We start from the raw sequence: 19,489 nt of genomic DNA on the forward strand, positions 1-19,489 counted from the left end.
AGGCCTGCCACGGCTTACGCAGTTTCAGTTATACGCAAATCACGCGCGGTGAACGGCTAGCGCGCTGGCAGAAGTGCGGGAGCGCGGCCAGCGTCAACTCGCATCACACCTGCGCAACAGGCGGATTGGTGAGCAAATCATCAGTGGTGTGCTCACCCTGAGAATCACGCCAAGTCAGCGAGCAGGCAGACACATTGGACAGCTGCTCGTGCAGGCCGTCAACTTCAGCACCCACACCCACGCCTGGGGTGAACACCAAGGTGGCAGCAGTACCCGAGGCACTGTCGTTCCACTGCAAGGTGAGGCTTGGCTTGCCCTCAACCTCGCCGCGGCTCCAGCTAAACTCACCATCAAATGCTGGCAACGTGTTGCGGAAGCGGCACAGAGCGTTGAGAGCCTGGACGACTGGACGTTTGAGCATCTCGTCAACTTCAGCAGTGGAGAAGTAGTGGCGGTTGATGTCGCGGCCGACATTCGTCTTATGCAGCAGCTCGAGGTCGTTCTTGCCAGCCAGGGCACCCACGTAGTACACCTGTGGGACGCCAGGAAGGAAGAACTGGACTGCACGAGCGGCCAAGTACTTTTCATCATCGCAACCCAGAGCAGAGTAGTACGTAGTGTTCACCTGGTAGAGGTCGAGGTTAGAAGCTGCAGCACCTGTTGCCTCCGCAGATTCACCCTTCGTGTTCTTCTTGATTTGCTCCACCAACTGGTCGACTTCATCATCAGGAACCAAACCGACCAAGGAGCGATCCATCTGGTCAGAACCGATGTCGATGACGCCGATTCCATCGTGAGTATCCAGCACGGTGACATCGTTGGTCGGACGAATATCGATCCAATGAGCCAATGGTTCGGTGCTGCCTGTGGTGAGTGCGTGCAAAAGCAAGGATGGGATAGCGAAGTCGTACACGTTATCCACTTTCTTGGCGATGTCCACTTGCTTCTTGTAGTGCGAGTGCACTTCGATGAGGATTTCCAGCCCGCGCTTTCCTGCTTCTTCACGCAGCCTTTCGATGAGCTTGAAAGTGTCGGGGGTCATGAAGCAGGAGGTGTTGGCTCGCTTTGCGCCATAGCCTACTGCGTCGAGGCGAATCTGAGAGACGTGTGAATGGCTCAGATGGTCGAGAATGCTCATCAAGTAATCCCAGCCGGCCTTCGAGTTGGTGTCGATGTCGACTTGCTGAGGGGTGAAGGTCGTCCATACCAGGCGGGTTTTGCCAGCCCACGTGTAGTGAGTGAATGGCAGGCCTGGGCGTGGGCGGTAAATTCCTGTGAGCTGCTCTTCTGTAGCTCCCTCAGGGAACACGGAGCTCATGGTGAGGAACATGGTGTAGTACGGTGACTTTTCGCCGTTCTTCATCACGTCCTGGAATTGCTGGGATTCCCAGCTCATGTGGTTGACGATGGTGTCAACCATGATGGAATGTGTTTTCGACAGTTCGGCCACATCATCCCATGTTCCCAAGCGTGGGTCTACTTGGGTGTGGTCGACGGGGTCGAAGCCTGCGTCTGCTCCGTCGAAGGGAGTAAAGAAGGGCAGAATGTGGACGCCTTCATAGACTCCGTCGAAGCGGGTGCGCAACACGTTGGTGAGGGACTTCAACGTTCCGTCACCTAAACGGTTTGCATAGGTTATGAGTTGAACCTTGTTTTTCATGCTGTCTCCCTGCTGCGGATTGTTCCGTTCCAGCTTGTGAACTGCTCAACGCTGAGTTCAGCCTCTCAGGTGAGCCCAGTTTTAGCTTACACTCTTCAGCTCATCTGAGCCACGCAGCACACCCCGATGGAATACTAAATTCGTCGGTTTTCTCACTACTGTTGGCCAACACTTCTCTCCTTCTCGAGATTGTCAGCTCGCTGTCACCACAATTGACCACTGCACACATTCCCGTGGAAAGTTTCCAGGCCACCACCTGTGTTTCAAACTGAGCATCGGTGAGCTCAGTGGTGATGCCCATAGCCTGAGCATGAGCCTTATCTAACAGCTCAACATCCAAGCTCGCAGGAGCAACCCACCGAGCGCGCAGAGCGAGAAGGGTGCGATACAAGTTGAGAACAGAATGAGGGTCAGCTTCCTCCTGAGCTTCACTAAACTTGGCAAACCAAGAAGGTTGTGGAAGCCATGTTTTCTCAGCATCACTAAAGCCGAAGTTCTTCAGCCGAGCATCCCAAGGAAGAGGGATACGGCAACCATCACGGCCTTTAAACGTGTGAGAGGAACGCTCCCAGGTAGGGTCTTGAACTTGCTCAGAGGTGAGATCGAGGTCCTCAGCAAGGCCGAGCTCATCTCCTTGGTAAAGGTACGCTGTTCCTGGCAATCCTAAGAAGAGGAAAGCTGCTGCTCGAGCGCGACTTGCCACCACAGAAGGCGAAACCTCAGGTTGAGTGCCATTCGAGGTCACCCAGTTCTCCACATTGGTGCCGACTGGCAGTGCCAATCTACTGGCTAAACGAGGAACATCGTGGTTTCCCATCACCCACACTGGGCTTGCTTTCACACGGTGTGCTTCAGCAAGTTCACGAGTGATAATCGCGCGATATTCGGCTGCCGACCAGTTAGCTTTCAGCAGGGAGAAGTCAAAAACAGCACCGAGCTCATCGGCGCGAGCGTAATCGTAAATGCGATGAGAGAAGGGCTGCCAGCTCTCCCCTACCGCATAAATTGCTTTGCCGTACTTCTTACCCATTCGATTCATCACACGACGCCAGCCGCGGTACACCTCATGTACAGCATCGCGATCCCAGAGAGGATCATCCCCGTTCAGCGAATGCGGAGAAGCATCCTCTGGGTTCTCCCGGTCGCGCAAAGGCTCGCGCAAGTCTTTTTTCAAACCGTGGGAAACATCGACGCGGAAACCATCGACACCCTGGTCGAGCCAGAAGCTGAGAATGCTCTCAAATTCAGCAATAACCTCAGGGTTATCCCAGTTGAGATCAGGCTGCTCAGCTGCGAACAGGTGCAAGTAGTACCAGCCGTCACCGATGGGTTGCCACGCTGAACCTCCAAAGTTGGAAATCCAGTTGGTTGGTGGCAGCTCATGGTGAGTGCCTTTACCTTGGCGGAAAATGTAGCGGTCACGTTCTGGAGAGCCAGGTGCGGCAGCTAGGGCTTGTTGGAACCAGGGGTGCTGGTCCGAAGTGTGGTTGGGGACAATGTCCACCAACACTTTCAGGCCTAATTGATGAGCTTTAGCGACAAGACGGTGAAAATCATGGAGAGTACCGAAACGAGGGTCGACATCGCGGTAGTTGGCAACGTCATAGCCACCGTCTTTGAGAGGGCTGGGGTAGAAAGGTGACAGCCAGATGCCTTGAACGCCTAGGCCTGCGAGGTAGTCTAGCCGAGAGATCACACCAGCTAAGCTTCCCTCCTGCTGGTTGCCCACGCCTGCGAAGGAACGTGGGTACACCTGGTAAATGACGGCGTTTTCCCACCAGCGCTCGGGCTTGCCTGGCCCATGCTTCGCATCCTGTACGTCGTTCATACCTCAGCCTTTCACCGAACCAGCGAGCATTGCCTTGATGAAGTAGCGCTGCAAAATGATGAAGAGAATGACAGTAGGAGCCATAATCTCCAAAGCGCCTGCGTTGAGAAGCACCACATCCGTCTGGTACTGGCCAACAAAGCTTTGCAAAGCGCCTGCCATCGTGCGCATGTTCGGATCGTTCTCCAACACCACAGCCAGCAGGAACTGGTTCCATGTTGACAAGAACGTCAAGATTGCCAGAGACGAAACCGACGGCAAAGCCAAAGGCAATTCAATTTGAGCGAAGATGCGGCCATGGCCTGCGCCATCAATCGACGCAGCTTCAATCAGATCAGCCGGAATCTGCTCAAAGCAAGAGCGCATCCACACGATTCCAAAGGCCAAGTTCAAGCCGATCAGAGGAAGAATCAATGCCCACCGCGTATTGAGCAAACCCATACTGGAAATCTCATAGTAGAGAGGAGTGACCAAGGTTTCGAATGGGATTGTCAAACCAACGATAAACAGCGCATAGAAAAGTCCTTTGACCGGAACGCGCAGGCAAGCAAAAGCGTAACCTCCCAGCGCCGAGCAAATGATGACCGCAGGGACAACGACGAGCACCAAAATAGTGGAATTGACCAGCAGCGGCGTGATGTTAGCCATGTTCCATGCTGCTGCGAAGTTTTCCCAATGCGGGTGAGCAGTGAACTGAATACCCTCTGGCATGGAGCCCCTCGGCTGAACAGCCGCCGAGAACATGGAGAGGAAGGGAAGAACAGAGAAGGCTACGGTGAGGATGAGCATGAGATTGCCCATCACACGGATCGACATTTTTTGTTTCATGATAATCTTCCTGCCCTTTTAATCGCGATCGCGGGTGACGAGAGCTTGAACAGGACCAACCACCAGCAAGACGAGAACCATGAGCGAGACTGCCAGTGCGGAAGCCAAACCAACCCTCTGCTGAGTAAAGGCTAAGCGGTACACCTGAACTCCAGGAACCATCGTCGCCGTTCCCGGGCCTCCTTGGGTTGACATGTACACGACGTCGAAACTCGCCAAGGCAGCGACAATCGTCATCGTCAAGCACACGCCAATCTGGCCTTTCAAACCAGGAAGCGTGATCGTAAAGAGGGTTCTCCACCAGCCAGCGCCGTCCAAAGCTACTGCTTCATACAACGACTGATCAATGCCGCCAATGCCGGAGAGCAAGAGAACGATGCAAAAGCCCAACTGCAGCCAGAAACCAATGATGCCAACTGCTGTCAAAGCTGTATGGCTATCGCCCAGCCACACTCTGGTGAGGTTTCCCAGGCCGACAGCTTTCAGCATTTGGTTGACAGTGCCGTTATCAGCAAGCATCCACGTCCATGCCACACCGGCAGCAGCTCCTGGGATCACGCGAGGAAGGAAGAGGAAGACTTGCGCCATGCCGCGAGCAGTCTTGCTCTTGAGGTCCTTGACGAGTACAGCGGTAACCAAAGCAATCGCGATCGGGATGATCGAGAAGAAAATGATCAAGAAGAAGCTGTGGATAATCGAACCGTACAGCTCAGGGTCGGTGAACACTTCCTTGTAGTTGGAGAAGCCAACGTAAGTGGAAGCGTCAATGCCATTCCAGCGGTACAGCGAGTACCAGAAGGTTTGAATGATAGGCCACAGCTCGAAGGTGATGTAGAACAACAGTGCTGGCAGCAAGAAGAGCAAGCCAACAAGCATTTGCCTGCCCGTGCGAGCCCAATGGTGAGCGCGAGCTGGTCGCGCTGGCTGAGCTGCGCTTGTGAACGTATTAGCGTTACTCACTTGAGTTCCTTCTCATACTGGCTTTGCAAAGAGTCCACGAACTTCTGGGCAGAATACGTGCCGTTGAGCAAGTTCTGCAGGCCAGGAACGATAGCCGATGCTTGCATGCCTGCAGTAGCGTTATTGATGTAATCCGTGGTGTTTCCACTCTTCACAACCTCGTCATAGGCGGTGAGAATGTCCTTGAGCACCAGATTGCCAGTTTCAGGACGCTCGCCAGTTCCCACTGCTGGGTAGCCATTGTTCACGGCAATCTGACGTGCTTGTTCACTGTGAAGGAAGTTCAAGAATGCTGCAGCAGCGTTCTTATTCTTCGAGTTTGCAGGAATGCCGAAGGCAGTCACAGCGTTGGCAGCAGCGGAAGCTTCACCAGCCTTGGTACCTGGGAAGGCAAAGAAGCCGGCCTTATCGCCCAAAGCCTTGAAAATCGAGTCAGAATACCACGAGCCAGAGGGGAAGAAGAGAGCACCACCCTTGGAAAAACGTGCAAGAGCAGTGGAACCATCGAGGGCAAGAGCATCCTTGGAGAAGTAACCAGCCTTGTTCCAATCTTGAATCATCTGAGCAGCTTTGACCGCGCCGTTAGTCTTGAAGGTTGCTCCATCTTTTTGGATGATCCAATCCTGAAGCTTTTGGCGGCCTTCGAAGTTGGTGACGAGAGCTTGGTAAATGTAACTGGTGCCGCCTTCCTTTGCTGGCATCATCATCGGAAGAATCCCAGCTTTCTTGGCAGCTTCCATGTCAGCAACCAACTCGTCAACAGTTGTAGGAGCCTTGTCAATGCCAGCCTTCTTGGCCAGTTCCTTGTTCCAGTACATTCCCGTCATGGAAACTCCGTCTGGGATGGCGTAGAGGGAGCCGTCGCCGATCTTGCCCTTGCTATCCACTCGGTACACCTCAGTTTGAGCAGCTGGCAGGTTCCAGCCATAAGCCTTTGCATAATCGTCGAGGTTTACCAGGTGCTTGCCGCGCACAGCAGAGTTAATGTCGGTGATGCGAGCGATATCAGGGGTGGAAGCAGCGGAGATCACGCGCGGTCCGTTCTGAGCAGACACGTTATCAGGGTCGTAGGTAGCCTTCACCTTAATGTTGGGGTATTTCTTTTGGAATGCGGCAATGAGGTCGTCATCGATCGGCTTGAGGCCAGCTCCATCCCACAAGGTGAGGTTGTAGTTGCCCTTGCTCACATCCGTGCTCACCTTTTCTTGGGTAGTGGAAGCTTGTGGGGCAGAAGCTCCTGGGCCAGCACAAGCGGCAAGACCAGACAGCATAGCAATTGCTGACATACCAGCGAGGATGGCGCGAACTGACTTTTTCATGTTTCTCCTTCGTCATTGAAGCGGAGCACCAGGAAGCTGCCGAGCTGAGCAGCTGTTCAGACCCTGCATGCTTACCGTTTAGTGCTAAACGTTTATCACACACCATAGCGAAGGTTATTTCCTTTGTCAACTCGCTTCAGGGCAAATCGACTCTCACATATATTTCCGTGGAGAGCTCAATTCATTGCTATTACTGGTGTTTTAGAAAAAGATTGCCACATATTTTGCAATCAGAAGAGAAGAAAAACTGCACCCCTCCCCTCACACCTCAGAACGTACAGCCTTACGAAACACCCTGCCCCCTCCATATGCTCATCGTTTAGCATAGAAACGGAAGAGATGCTGTTAGCTTTTGTTATCATAAGGACAGCACTCTTCACAGGCGAAGACAGCTAACAGAAGAGCTCGCCCATAAGCGGGCTACGAAAAGGACAGCTATGACGAAGGTTACGATCAAGGACGTCGCTCGCGAATCCGGCGTCTCAACCTACACCGTTTCCCGTGCTCTTCGCGGCCTCGACCATGTTTCTGAAGCCACTCGCGCACATGTCATTGCTACCGCACACAAGCTCAACTACACTATTTCGCGTTCCGCTTCCGACCTCGCCACTGGCTCAACTCACCGCATTGCTGTGCTCATGCGCGAGAAAATTTCAGGCTGGTTTGCTGGAGAGCTGCTCGATGGCTTGTATGACGTACTGGAAGCCGAAGGCTACAACTTGCTCATCTACCGCGCAGGTGACCTTCAGGAACGCTCCTCTGTTTTCTCCACTCTTCCTAGCGATCACAATGCTGATGCTCTCATCGTCACTGGTTTTTCTCCCTCCCAGCATGAGCAGGAGATGCTCAAGCGTTTGGGAATTCCGATTGTTGCTGTCAACTCGTCCGACATTGATTCTGCCGATTGCTCTTTGGCAATTGATGACATTCAAGGCGAGACTATGGCAATCCGCTACTTGGCAAGCCTGGGGCATCGTCGTTTCTGCTACTTGGGTCGCTTGGACCCTCTTCCTACCTGGGGTCGCGAGTTGCGTTTGGAGGCTTACCAGCAGGCGATGAAGGAGCTCAACCTCCACGATTGCGGCATTTTCCAGGCCGATCCTAACCTTCAAGGCTCTGTTGCCACTGCTATTGCTAGTATGCTCGCTTCCCCTGTCGTTCCGACAGCAATTTGTGCATGGGCCGACTCTCACGCTTTAGCTGCCCTTTCAGAACTTCGCCGCAATGGCTTAAGATTGCCAGACAACATTTCTCTGATCGGCTTCGATGGTTCTACGGTTGCACGCAACCTCGGGTTGACCACCATGTCACAACCTGCTCGCGATATGGGGCGTAAAGCCGCGCGTGCTGCACTCGACTTGTTGAACGGCGAGCCTCCTACTGAGCGCAAGCTCGTCATCCCCGCTCAACTCACGCCTGGCACCACGACCGGCCCTGCACCAACCTCAAAATCAATCAGCTATGCCAACTGAATGTGTGGAAACAGCTCATGAAAGCTTTTGCCTTCAATAAAAGGCTTTTCAAGTAATTGTGGATAGCTGTTTGATTCAACAATCGTCTTAAACTCGGGTTGCGATACGATAAGGTATCTCTCCCCAATTTGAGTGATCATGTACTGCTTACCCTCACAGTAAAAGAGAGTTTCGTTCGTCAAAGGTGGGGTTTCCTTTGAGTCAGGGAACTGACCCCAACCCAACACTTCTTGAGTAAATTCAGTCCATGTCATTTTGACGATCATCTGCTCACCGTGCCACGATACATAGAATTTCTCAACAAAAAAGAGGCTGAGCTCAGCCCAGCCTCTTGAACACGGTCGAATCAACGTGGTGACAATCTTAAGCCACTATGAATTAAGCCACCGTGAATTACAAATCGCGACCAGCAGCTGCACTTGCCACAGCAGCGAGCGCACGAGGAGCCTTGAAGCCCTTCTGCTCAAAGGCATCAGCAACCTTCTGAGCAATGCTACGCGAAGAACCAGCAGGGACAAGGGCGATAATAGAGCCACCGAAGCCGCCACCAACCATGCGAGCACCATAAGCTCCAGCTTCGCGAGCCACGTCAACAGCGACGTCAAGCTCGTCGATAGTCACCTCGTAGTCGTCACGAAGCGAGTCGCCAGAAGCGTTGAGAAGCCTGCCTGCCTCCACCGCATCGTGCGCAGAGAAAGCCTTCACAAACTCGGGAACGCGAGCGATCTCGGTAATCACATGCTTGACGCGCTTCTTCATCACCTCATCAGGCAAGCTTTCCAGAACCTCACCCAACGCGGCCTGAGAGTCATCAGCAGCTTCAACCTCATCAGCAACCTCACGCAGATTGGCCTTACCCAACAAGCTGGCAGCCTTCTCGCAAGTGGAACGCCGCTGCTCGTACTGGCCATCGCTCAGCTCATGGGAAGCGCAGGTGTCCACAACCAACAGCTCAGAGTTCATTGCTGCGAAATCGCATGGCTCGACTGTTGCCGACTGCAATGCCGTCAAGCCTGGGCGGAAGTCGAGCAACAAAGAGTGATCTTCACTGCAGCGCATGGCAGCGGACTGATCCAAACCACCTGTGGAAGCGCCCGCCATCTGGTTTTCCGAAGTGACTGCGGCAGCAATAAGCGTGAGACGACCTTCATCACTCCCACCAAAACCAAGCTGGTACACGTCATCGAGTGCCAGAGCTGTAGAGCACGTCATCGCTGCAGAGCTGGATAGGCCAGAGCCCAAAGGAACGCAGGAAACAAAGGCTGCATCAAAGCCTTTCACGTGGTCAAAACCTGCTTGTTGCAATGCCCAGGAAACGCCAACTGGGTAAGCGGCCCAGCCTTGTACACCGCGAGCTTGCAGCCCGTTCAAACGAGCTTGCCCAACATCGTTAGGGTTGAGTTCGGAGACGACGCGAACCAGGTCGTCTTCTCGAGGAGAGAGTGCAATAAACGTGCGGTGTGGCAGTGCGATTGGCAAGCACAGGCCTGCGTTGTAGTCTGTATGCTCACCGATGAGGTTCACGCGCCCTGGTGCGCTCCACACGCCGTGAGGCTGGTTGCCAAAGGTTGCAGCGAAAAGCTCCACCGCCTGTTGGGCTGCTACCTTGCGAGCTGTCGGCTCAATAAATGTAATGCTCATGCTAAAAACCCTATCTGTAATTCACACGGCTCACTTGTCGATGTCGACGTCGCCCAACTCGTGGAAGCGAGCGGCGATCTTTTCTGGAGTCGTATCAGAAATCCAGGCTGCCATTCCCGACTCGGAGCCTGCCAAGTACTTGATCTTGTTTGCAGCGCGACGGAAGGAGAAGAACTGCAAATTCAAGCGGTAGTTCTCGCGGCGCTTATCGTTGACAGGAGCCTGATGCCATGCGGCAATGTATGGCAAGTTCATTCCCTTACCGTCGCCCTTGTCAAAGAAGGCATTGCCTCGCTTGAGCAGGGTGGAGTACATCTGCGCGAGATCCCAGCGCTCTTGGTCGTCCAATTGGTCTAACGTCAGGATGCCGTCACGAACAGGAACGACGTGAACCTCCAGTGGCCAGCGTGCTGCTGCTGGAACATAGGCAACCCAAGAGTGGTTACGCATGACAACGCGCTCTTGAGCTTCAAGCTCAGCCGCAAGAATGTCATGAAGCAGGTTGCCGCCCGTCTTGTCGTGGTAAGCCTCAGTGTGCTGCAATTCTTTTTCGAGTTTCGGAGCGATGAAGGGGTACGAATAAATCTGGCCGTGTGGGTGAGCTAGAGAAACACCGATCTCCTCGCCATGGTTTTCGAAGGGGAACACTTGCTCAATGCCTTCGATATGGCTCAATTCTGCGGTACGGAAAGCCCATGCTTCCACAATCGTTCGAATTCTTGAGATTGGCAGGTCAGCAGGGAGGGCATCTTCGTGAGGATCGAAGCACACCACCTCGCAGCGGCCGTTTGCTTCGCGCTGTTGAACCAGAGGGTTTCCTGCAACAGTGGTTGTCGTCGCCTCGACGCCAGGGATCTGCTGCATGCTCGGGAATCGGTTTTCGAATACGACAACGTCGTAGCTCGTGTCAGGAATCTCACCATCTTGGTAAGCAGCACCTGGGACGCGAGCTGCCAAGGGGTTTCCTGAAACGGTTGCTCCCTTACCAGCGGTAATAGGCCTGTTCATACGCGCTGTTGCCATGGGGATCCACTCGCCTGTGAGAGGGTCGCGGCGCATGATAGGCGCTTGTGGTGGCACGAGGTTGCCGTTGGCGTCCTGGTGTGGCTCGAAGCGGTCGGTCAGCGGGCGTGGGTCGTACAGTTCGCGCGTCTTTGCGCCGGAAACGTAATCAGGTTCGTCGTCGAGGTAGAAGAAATCGCGTCCGTCGGCGAGGTTGGTGTGGGTAATGCGAATGTGCTCGCGCTCGTATGCTGTTGGCTCGTAGTAGCGCGGAGTGTAGGTAGCGGTGTCACTCATGGCTTTTTGCCCTTCTCTTGTGATCTGGCTTGCGACCCTGCCCTGCTACCTCGCCGTACTGCATTGGATTGCGAAGCTTCAGAACATGGTCTGGCTGTACTGCTTCTATTATGCACCCACCATGTTATTTTTTGTTAACTTTTGTTCGTTTCCGTTCGAGTACGGCCGGGAAAGGCATCACGCTCACACCTGCTCCAGCGGCGCGAACGGATCGGACGTCTGGAAGTGCGACACGGGTTGGGCGGGCGCAGGCGCAGGAGTTTGCCTATCCGAAACCACCACAGTGTTAATCCTCTTCTTCGTCCACATCATTTCATCCTGCGGCAAATCGGCGTCAGTAATGAGGCAGTCGATATCCGAGAAAGAGGCGAAGAGGGTCAACGAGGTGTTGTGCCACTTGGTATGGTCGGCCAAAATATAGCTCCGGTCAGCAATGCTAATCAAAGCCTTGTTCGTGCTGGCCTCCAAGGTGTTGGGCGTCAAGAAGCCTCGCGACAAAGCCACCGAGTGCGTACCCAAGAACAACGAGTTCACCCGCAACTGTTTAATAGCGCGGTCAGCCATCGGCCCCACCATCGAGCTCGAACGGGTGAGAACACCGCCTGTGGCAATCACTTCAATATTGTGCGAGTGTGCGCTTTGGCCCAGTTCGGCAACAGGAACCGAGTTGGTGAGCACGGTCAGGCCTTCACTCACTTCTGATTCGAAGAGGCGCTGAGCGAAAATATAAGCCGTTGTACCGCCGCCAATAGCCACCACATCGCCCGGGTGAACAAATTCGGTAGCCTTCTGAGCAATGCGATCCTTAGCTTTCACATCAAACTGGCTTTTCACCGAGAACAACGGCTCGGCAAGCAAGGCAGAAGCGGCCACAGCGCCGCCATGAACCCTGCGCACGAGGCCTTGGTCTTCCAATTCGACGATGTCGCGGCGAATGGTCATCGATGACACATTGAGCTCACGCGATACCTCAGCAATACGAATGCTTCCCGTCATGCGCAGACGAGAAAGCAAAAACATACGTCTTTCTGACCCAATCACTATTTCATTGTCTCATACAAACGAACAAAAGTGCACAATCAGCGCACATTCACAGTAGTTTCAACTTGCATTCACAGTACTTTGCCAGCTGCTCGCCTGCGCGTACCCCTATCCGCGCTCAATCAGCGCACATTCAGCCGGCTTTCATACTGAAATAATGCCGTGAAAACTCTTCACCTCATCCGACACCTGAGCCCAAAGAGGAACGTGTGCCAATACAATGACAAGTATGAAGAAAACTCAGCGCATGACCTTCCGCAGGTTCCTCATTCTGCTGCTCGCCTTCATCGTTTTATGCGTGGGCGGCGGTGTGGCAACCTCGGGCTACCTCATTCCTCTGGTGTGGGGACTGAATAAGTCTGTGGAAGCAGCAAAAAGCCAGATGGTGGCGGGTGAAAGCGTCAGCATGGATTTGACGGCACTTCCTCAGATGTCCAAGATCTATGCCGGCGACGGTAAGACTCTTTTGGCACAGTTTTATACCCAGAACCGTCAGGTCGTGGCACTGAAGGATATTTCTGACAAGATGCAGAAGGCTGTGGTCGCTCGTGAGGACCGCCGCTTCCTTGACCACTCGGGCATTGACCCGCAGGGTATTGCGCGCGCATTCGTCAACACGTACATCAAGAAGGGTGATACGCAGGGTGGTTCTACCCTCACCCAGCAGTATGTAAAGAACGTGTTGATGGATCAAGCTCTCTCTGCAGGCGATCCGATTACCGCGTATCACGCTCGTGAGGAGACGATTTCGCGTAAGCTTCGCGAGATGCTCATCGCTATCCAGTTGGAGAAGGACCATTCCAAGGCTGAAATTCTTCAAGGCTACCTGAACATCGCTCAGTTTGGTGTAAACACTTATGGTGTGCAGACGGCCGCTCAACGCTACTTCTCCAAGAATGCGAAGGACCTCAACCTGCGTGAGGCAGCAACGATTGCTGCAGTGACGAAGAACCCTGCTCATTATGATCCCACTGTTGACCCGGAGCAGTCTGAGTTCCAGCGCAACATTGTGTTGAACCAGATGGAAAAGTATGGCTTTGCTACTCCTGAGGAAGTCAAGGATGCGAAGAGCGTTTCTGTGAAGGATAGTTTGCATCCTTCCACTGTTCAGATCGGTTGCCAGACCGCTGGGAATGCTGCCTACTTCTGCGATTATGTGGTGCGCACGATTATGACCAACCCTGTGTTCGGCAAGACGGCCGCTGACCGTCGTCGCCTTCTCTACCAGGGTGGTTTGCGCATTTACACGACCTTGGATGTCACTGCTCAAAACGATGCGTATAACGCGATGGTGCGTCATTTGCCGATCGGTGATCCATCCGGCCTGGCAATCATGATGGCTGCTGTTCGCCCTGGCACCGGCGAGATTCTCGCTATGGCGCAGAACCGCAACTACACGGCAGGCGGTGGCGACGACAACTCAACCTCCATCAACTATGCCGTTGGCCAGGAGCTCGGCGGCGGTACTGGTTTCGGTATTGGCTCTACTTTCAAGCCGATCAACTTGGTGGCGTGGATGATGAGTGGTCGCAAGATCACGCAGCCGCTGAAAACGTCCATGTACTACCCGATCAACTCGTTTGCTTGCTCGACGAAGAAGTTCGGAACCTGGCATGTTCAGAACGCATTCGGCACGACGGTGAACCCGGAGACTCCTCTTCACGCTCTGAACTTCTCGCACAACACCACGCAGGCTTCAATGGGCCAGATTATGGGCTTGTGCCAGGTGGGTAAGGCTATGGAAGCTTTGGGCTACCAAAACGCTATGACCTCCGAGCAGGATGTAATGAAGAACCTCGAGCCAACCATGCTCATCGGTACGAAGAACACCTCCCCACTGTCGATGGCAACTGCCTATGCGACGATTGCTGCTCGCGGTAAGCGTTGCACTCCTATTGCTATTTCGAAGATGTACGGCCCTGATGGCAAGGAGATGCGAATTCCGTCGGCTAACTGCACGCAAACCCTCGACCCTGACCTCGCTGAGACTGCTGCTTACGCAATGAATAAGAACGTGACAGCTGGTATTGCGAATATGGCTCAGCTTGCCGATGGGCGTATGACGTATGCCAAGACGGGTACGAACGAAGATATCTCGATTTCTGGTGGCGGCTTCATCCCTCAGCTTTCGGCCTTCGTTTTGGTGTCGAACCCGAAGGGTTACGTCCCGATCGCCAACATGCGCATTAATGGTGTGTATCGCGGCTATTGGGATGGTGCTAATCTGCCAATTCCTGCGTGGAAGGACTTCATGGATACTTATATTCGCGACGCGCACATCCCTGCTGAAAATTCGCTGGGTAAGACGCCGTCTTCCAAGTACTTCTAAGTTGCTGGCAGGTAATCTCTCGGGAATTTCTTGAGATTATCACTGCGCTTCATATGGCGATGGGCTCACGCTCATCGCCATTTTTTATATTCGCCTCCGTTTTCGCCGCTCGCCCCCGGCCGCCGCCGGCCGTTTGCTCGCGCGGCCTGCCCTGCACGCGCGCTGCCCTGCTCACGTAGACTGCTCTGCTCACGCGCCGCAAACGCCTCTCGCTCGCTGGCGCTTCGCCGGAGTGTGCTCTCGCCGAATTGTTCGAGCGCGGTTCTCGAATTTCTGCCAATCTCACAGTAAGGTGAGAGAGGATGCACTGTTGCATGAGGGAGTGGTGAGATGAGCGACATGACGAGCAACATGATGGACACCAACGAGCCGCGTAACGGGAACTCTCACGAGCCGAGCGATCAGCCAACCAGCCAACAAAATAGCGAGTTGAAGAGCGAGCCTCAGCCGTCGCATGAGCCCAACCAGCCCGGCCAACTCGACCAGCCCAACCAGCTCAACCAGTCTGCTCAGCCAACTGCGACCCCGACGTTGCCCAACCTCACCGCAGACTTTGCCACCGGCGAGATCGCCATCGGCGGCTACGGCCAGCACGTCTCCCACGAATCTTCCGCTTTGCGCACCAACGCGCAGGATGCCTTGGACCAGTTGCGCTCTACCAGCGAGAAAGTCGCTTCTCACGCCTCCCAGATTGCCAAAAATGTGAGCTCGCAGACCAAGAAACTGTGGGACCAGATCTCCGCTTCGAGCGAGGAAGCGCATGAAAGGCGCATCACTTCCGCCGACCAGATCGAGTGGAGCGAGCCGGAGCCGATCGATCCGCGCGAAAATGATCCGCATATTGCCAACGCTTTGCAACGCATCGACGATGATCCTCAGACGACGGGCGATATGCCGACGCAGGCAATCCCCTCCAAGGCTGCTCAGGCTTTGGCCGCTCACGATGCTCAGATGGGTAATTTTGCGCGCGAGCCGTTGACCAACGAAGCGCCTGGCATCAGCTTGTTGTTGCATCACAGCGCGAAGGTGAGCACGAGCGATGCGGTCAAGCCACTCGACGCGCTCAACCATCACACTGCCCCCGCCCAAGAGGATGCGGGCGCCTCGGAGCCTGAACTTCCCTCCGATGGCACGATTGCCATTCCGGTTAAAGCTCCTACAAAGCCGCAGCCGCAGCCTCAACCTCAGGCTGAACCTCAGCTGGAACCGCACGAGGCTCACACCCCCGATTCTTCCGACCTCACGCAGCCGATCATCCACGGCATCATCTCGCATACGGGAGCCATGATCGCACCCGTCCAGCAGATGAGCACGGAGCAGTTCCAAGCGCAGCAAAAGCTTGAGCAGGAGCGCAATGATAATCTTCCTGCCCTCTTCCAGCCCTACACGCTGCATGGCCTCACTATGCGCAACCGCCTGTGGCTGCCTCCGATGGATACGTATTCCGCCGGCCTCGACGCCGTCCCCACCGACTTCCACTACCAGCATTACGTTTCGCGAGCGCTGGGTGGCTTTGGCATGGTGATTGTGGAGAGCACCGCCGTTACCGCTGAAGGCCGTATTTCTCCGGCAGACTTGGGCTTGTTCAACGACGCTCAGGCCAGTGCTTTCGCGCGTATCACCCAGGGCATTCGCCAAGCGGGTGCTGTGGCGGCAATCGAGCTCAACCATGCAGGCCGCAAGGCTTCATCGTCGAGTTACACGTTAAACTACGGCCACAAGTCGGTACCTTTAGAAGCAGGCGGCTGGCACAGTGTCTCCCCTTCTGCTCTGACTTATGGCGAGCTCAACCCTCCTCGTGCTCTCGAACATGACGAGATTATCAGCATTATTGATGCCTTCGTGCGTTCTGCTCAACTGGCGGTTCAAGCAGGTTTCCAGGCGATCGAGATTCACGCAGCCCACGGCTACCTGCTCAACCAGTTCCTTGACCCACTGAGCAACCATCGCAGCGATGAATACGGTGGCAGCTTGGAGAACCGCGAGCGCCTGGTGTTGCAGGTGTGCAAGGCTGTGCGTCAGGCGATCGGTCCTGATGTAGCTCTGCTGGTTCGCATTTCCGCTGTTGACTGGACGCCGGGCGGCTGGAGCATTGACGATTCCGTGCACCTGTGCACTCAGCTGAAAGCGCTAGGCGTTGACCTCATCGATGTGTCGACGGGTGGTGTGGTTGCGCATGATGGCAACCCTCAGGCTCCTTTGTGGCAGGTTCCGTTCTCGGCGCGCATCCGCTCTCGCGTGGGCATTCCAGTTTCCGCAGTCGGTGGCATTACCAAGCCCAAGCAGGCGGAAAAAGTCGTCGCTCATGGCAAGGCCGATGTTGTTGAGATTGGCAGGGCGGCTCTTCGTGAACCGTACTGGCCTTTGAAGGCTGCGTGGAAGCTGGGTGTACCTGACCAGCAGATTCCTTACCCTGTGCAATACCGTCGAGGAATGTTTACGCACGAGTTCGACGACTAGCACCAACTGAGGCACGAGTTCGACGACTAGCGCTTACTGAGCATCCTCGATAGGGTGACCGTCACGGTCTAAACCGCGCACTTTCGTGTTATACGCGGTGAGGAAATCAACGACCTGAAGGTCGTCCTCCATGTACCATGCGCTGAGCAGCTCATTGAAGGTGCGCTTATCAGGGTCCACAACCGGCACAGTTAACACATGGGTGTTCTTTTTCATGAGTAACAGTCCATTTGCAGCCAGCAGTGCTGTGCGCTTATTTCCATCGCCAAAGGGCTGCATTTTGGCGAGCTCACTGAATAAGTGCGCTGCATCGTGAAGAGTACCGCCGCTCGCGTTAGCTGCAGCAAGGGCTGCGTCCAGCCTGTGCACGTCGGGAACAGGCGGAATGTAATCGCCACGCATGGTGCGAACGAGAATGTTAGCGCTTTCGCGCAGTTTGCCTGGCTCGAGCGCAGCAGTTCGCGTCATGCTGGCATTGAGGGAACGGACAAAATCACGCGTGATGCCGTGCGAATAATCGTAGTGGAGCATAGCTTGCGCTGCATCCTGGAGATCTTGCAAAAGAGCAAGATCGTTGCGAGAGCCTAAAACTGTGGGATTGTTTGTCGTCAGGAATTCTTCGGTCGCGATATAGGTGGAACCGAGATTATCAAAGGTATGGCCCATGGAGTACAGCAGACCCGTAATTTGGTGCGTGTTCAGCATGAGGCTCATCCTTTCTCTTCTCAACGCGCTATGTTACTCGTTCTTCTCGAAAGTGACCGCAACTGGCTATCTCACTCGTCTTTGTGAAACTTCTCGCGCAGCACCAAGCTTACTTCTCCTCAGGATTGACAGTAAAGCCATAGGGCAGAGCATTGACTTGCTTTCGCACCCTGTTAAGCCCCTTCATCACTATCCGCTTCGTTTCAAGGATTATCACTGCAAGTAATCACTCACCCCACTGAGAAAAACTCTTCAGAAAGGTTCACACTTCTTTCTTTTCGCCAAAGAATACGGGGAGGAGAAAGCTCAACTTCCTCCTCCCCGCTCTCATGACATTTATTTATTATTTGCTTTTCTCTTCTCTCTCCACGGTTTGATGAAGAAGTTGTAGCAACTGCCCAGGCATCCTGCAACAAGCCACAGAGCTAGTTCTCTCCAGAAAAACGGTGAATGGAATACCTGAGCATAGGTGTGACCATAGGCTCCTACCCAAGGGGAGGCAAGAGCAGCTCCCAAAACACAGGTGAGAGGGAAAGCCAGAAACTCCAAGGCAGTATGTAGCTGTTTGCGAGTGATGCGAGAAACCTCATTCATGGCTTCTTCTTTCCAACTGATCTCAAGCCGTACTTGAGATGGTCAGATCAGCATACAAGATACAAGCCTCGCTGCACAGAGGAGAAGGCAAGAATAATTGTTACATTCTCATATCCACAGAAGCGAGTGAAAACCTTGCAGTATCAACGTTTTCAGCGAGTATGACGCGCACGTTGCTTCCAGCTGGTTTCGACGTCAACACCCACAGCTTGGCTTACCGAGGTGAAACCATCGCGGCGCAACAGTTCAGCGAGGCCTCTCTTGAGAATGGTAATCTCTTGAGGGCCTCTAAACATGAGCGAGGAAACGAACATCACCAAGCTTGCACCATGGCGAATTTTCTCATATGCCTGTTCAGGGGTGAAAACGCCACCAACGCCTGCAATAGCAAGCTTGTCGCCATAATAGCGGTACGTGTTTTCCACCAAATCCATGCTCGGCTTACGGCAGGGTGCGCCCGACATATTGCCCTGCCAATCTTGAGGGACGTCAAAGCCAGTACGGTCCTTACGAAGGTTAGCGATCGTCACCATCTGAACGTTGTGACGGACAATGACGTCGAGAAGGGCGCTAAACTGAGGCCAAGTTTTATCCTGCGGCATCTTGAGCGTGACCGGCTGGGAGCGAGGAATGGCGTCCAATGCGGTGAGCAGGCGGTCCAGAGGCTCGGGCTCCGTGAAAACCTCACCCACATACGTGTTCGGGCAAGAAATATTTACCTCGATCATGTCGGTGCGGTAGGCGGCGCGGCGGAAACTCGTCACATAATCGGCGATCCCCTGCTCCTCGCTCGGCTCGGCCATGTCGTTGGTACGGGCGATGGAAACGCTCATTTTCATGGTCTTTGCGGCGAGACGCGCCTTTTCCACACGGTTGATGACCACCTGAGAGCCGTCGTTGGGCAGGCCAGCGTGAATGAGCATTGACTCATATTGTGGCAAGCGGTGGAACCACGGCCTCGGGTTTCCCGCGCACACGCGAGCCGTCGTCGAACCTACCGTCTCGAAACCAAAGCCTGCGTTGTCCAGGCAAGCGGCCATATCGCAGTTCTTATCCAAGCCTGCGGAAAGGCCAAACGGATTGGCGTAATCCACCCCGCACACATTCGTGCGCAAGATGGGATCCGTGTAATCGAGCATGAGGCGAAGCATGCCCATCAGCGGCGTAACTTTGCCGGAAAGGCGGGCGAAAGTCGCTGTTTTTTCGTGCGCCTTATCCGGTTCCATGCCAAAAATCACCGGTTTGACGGCATGCTTGTAGGCGAAAGTGAACAGGTCCGTGGACAGCTTGTTGAAAGAGTTATGAACAGGATTCTCACTCACATACTTTTCCATCGTGGTCCTTTCGCCAAGT

Annotated in this window: 15 protein-coding genes; 3 read left to right on the top strand and 12 right to left on the bottom strand. The window is 54.3% G+C overall.

The annotated features are described in order from the left end of the window. Positions 1–103: 103 nt before the first annotated feature. From gtfA to AEAE_RS04865, 5 genes are all read right to left on the bottom strand, one after another. Positions 104–1,660, bottom strand: coding sequence for a sucrose phosphorylase (gene gtfA, locus AEAE_RS04845; RefSeq protein ID WP_094689970.1), 1,557 nt, complete (start codon positions 1,658–1,660; stop codon positions 104–106). 100 nt (positions 1,661–1,760) lie between these two features. Further along, complete coding sequence (locus AEAE_RS04850; RefSeq protein WP_094689971.1) at positions 1,761–3,488, bottom strand: glycoside hydrolase family 13 protein; 1,728 nt, start codon at positions 3,486–3,488, stop codon at positions 1,761–1,763. Between the two features lie 3 nt (positions 3,489–3,491). Then, on the bottom strand, positions 3,492–4,316 hold the full coding sequence (locus AEAE_RS04855; protein ID WP_094689972.1) for a carbohydrate ABC transporter permease: 825 nt from the start codon (positions 4,314–4,316) through the stop codon (positions 3,492–3,494). Positions 4,317–4,334: 18 nt separating this feature from the next. Continuing rightward, positions 4,335–5,192 (bottom strand): carbohydrate ABC transporter permease, encoded by an 858-nt coding sequence (locus AEAE_RS04860; protein WP_094690125.1) that lies wholly within the window; start codon positions 5,190–5,192, stop codon positions 4,335–4,337. An 80-nt stretch (positions 5,193–5,272) separates the two neighbouring features. Then, positions 5,273–6,595 carry an ABC transporter substrate-binding protein gene (locus AEAE_RS04865; protein ID WP_094689973.1) on the bottom strand — a complete coding sequence of 441 codons (1,323 nt, stop codon included), beginning with the start codon at positions 6,593–6,595 and terminating at the stop codon, positions 5,273–5,275. Between the two features lie 437 nt (positions 6,596–7,032). Here AEAE_RS04865 and AEAE_RS04870 point away from each other — a divergent pair, with 437 nt between their 5' ends. Next, on the top strand, positions 7,033–8,067 hold the full coding sequence (locus AEAE_RS04870) for a LacI family DNA-binding transcriptional regulator (RefSeq protein WP_094689974.1): 1,035 nt from the start codon (positions 7,033–7,035) through the stop codon (positions 8,065–8,067). Here the strand turns inward: AEAE_RS04870 and AEAE_RS04875 are convergent. From AEAE_RS04875 to AEAE_RS04890, 4 genes are all read right to left on the bottom strand, one after another. Beyond that, positions 8,055–8,321, bottom strand: a complete 267-nt coding sequence (locus AEAE_RS04875) for a hypothetical protein (protein ID WP_148139964.1) — start codon at positions 8,319–8,321, stop codon at positions 8,055–8,057. The two genes, AEAE_RS04870 and AEAE_RS04875, sit on opposite strands and share 13 nt — an antisense overlap. 139 nt (positions 8,322–8,460) lie before the next feature. Beyond that, positions 8,461–9,708, bottom strand: a complete 1,248-nt coding sequence (galK, locus tag AEAE_RS04880; RefSeq protein ID WP_094689976.1) for a galactokinase — start codon at positions 9,706–9,708, stop codon at positions 8,461–8,463. A 30-nt stretch (positions 9,709–9,738) separates the two neighbouring features. Beyond that, positions 9,739–11,007 carry a galactose-1-phosphate uridylyltransferase gene (gene galT / locus AEAE_RS04885; protein WP_094689977.1) on the bottom strand — a complete coding sequence of 423 codons (1,269 nt, stop codon included), beginning with the start codon at positions 11,005–11,007 and terminating at the stop codon, positions 9,739–9,741. Positions 11,008–11,190: 183 nt separating this feature from the next. Then, positions 11,191–12,027, bottom strand: coding sequence for a DeoR/GlpR family DNA-binding transcription regulator (locus AEAE_RS04890; RefSeq protein WP_094689978.1), 837 nt, complete (start codon positions 12,025–12,027; stop codon positions 11,191–11,193). A gap of 250 nt (positions 12,028–12,277) precedes the next feature. Here AEAE_RS04890 and AEAE_RS04895 point away from each other — a divergent pair, with 250 nt between their 5' ends. Both AEAE_RS04895 and AEAE_RS06925 read left to right on the top strand, forming a co-directional pair. Next, entirely contained in the window at positions 12,278–14,377 is a 2,100-nt protein-coding gene (locus AEAE_RS04895; RefSeq protein ID WP_094689979.1) for a transglycosylase domain-containing protein, read from the top strand. A 330-nt stretch (positions 14,378–14,707) separates the two neighbouring features. After that, entirely contained in the window at positions 14,708–16,837 is a 2,130-nt protein-coding gene (locus tag AEAE_RS06925; RefSeq protein WP_244569621.1) for an NADH:flavin oxidoreductase/NADH oxidase, read from the top strand. A gap of 33 nt (positions 16,838–16,870) precedes the next feature. Here the strand turns inward: AEAE_RS06925 and AEAE_RS04905 are convergent, their stop codons facing one another. The 3 genes from AEAE_RS04905 to pyrD form a co-directional block, all read right to left on the bottom strand. After that, positions 16,871–17,542: a Fic family protein gene (locus AEAE_RS04905; RefSeq protein ID WP_244569622.1), complete on the bottom strand. Its 672-nt coding sequence runs from the start codon at positions 17,540–17,542 to the stop codon at positions 16,871–16,873. Positions 17,543–17,878: 336 nt separating this feature from the next. Next, the gene (locus AEAE_RS04910; protein ID WP_094689980.1) at positions 17,879–18,136 is read right to left on the bottom strand and encodes a hypothetical protein; all 258 of its coding nucleotides are present in this window, start codon (positions 18,134–18,136) and stop codon (positions 17,879–17,881) included. Between the two features lie 152 nt (positions 18,137–18,288). Next, entirely contained in the window at positions 18,289–19,470 is a 1,182-nt protein-coding gene (pyrD, locus tag AEAE_RS04915; protein WP_094689981.1) for a dihydroorotate dehydrogenase (quinone), read from the bottom strand. Positions 19,471–19,489: the final 19 nt, after the last annotated feature.

It is taken from the genome of Aeriscardovia aeriphila, from assembly GCF_002259595.1.
Lineage (GTDB): Bacteria > Actinomycetota > Actinomycetes > Actinomycetales > Bifidobacteriaceae > Aeriscardovia > Aeriscardovia aeriphila.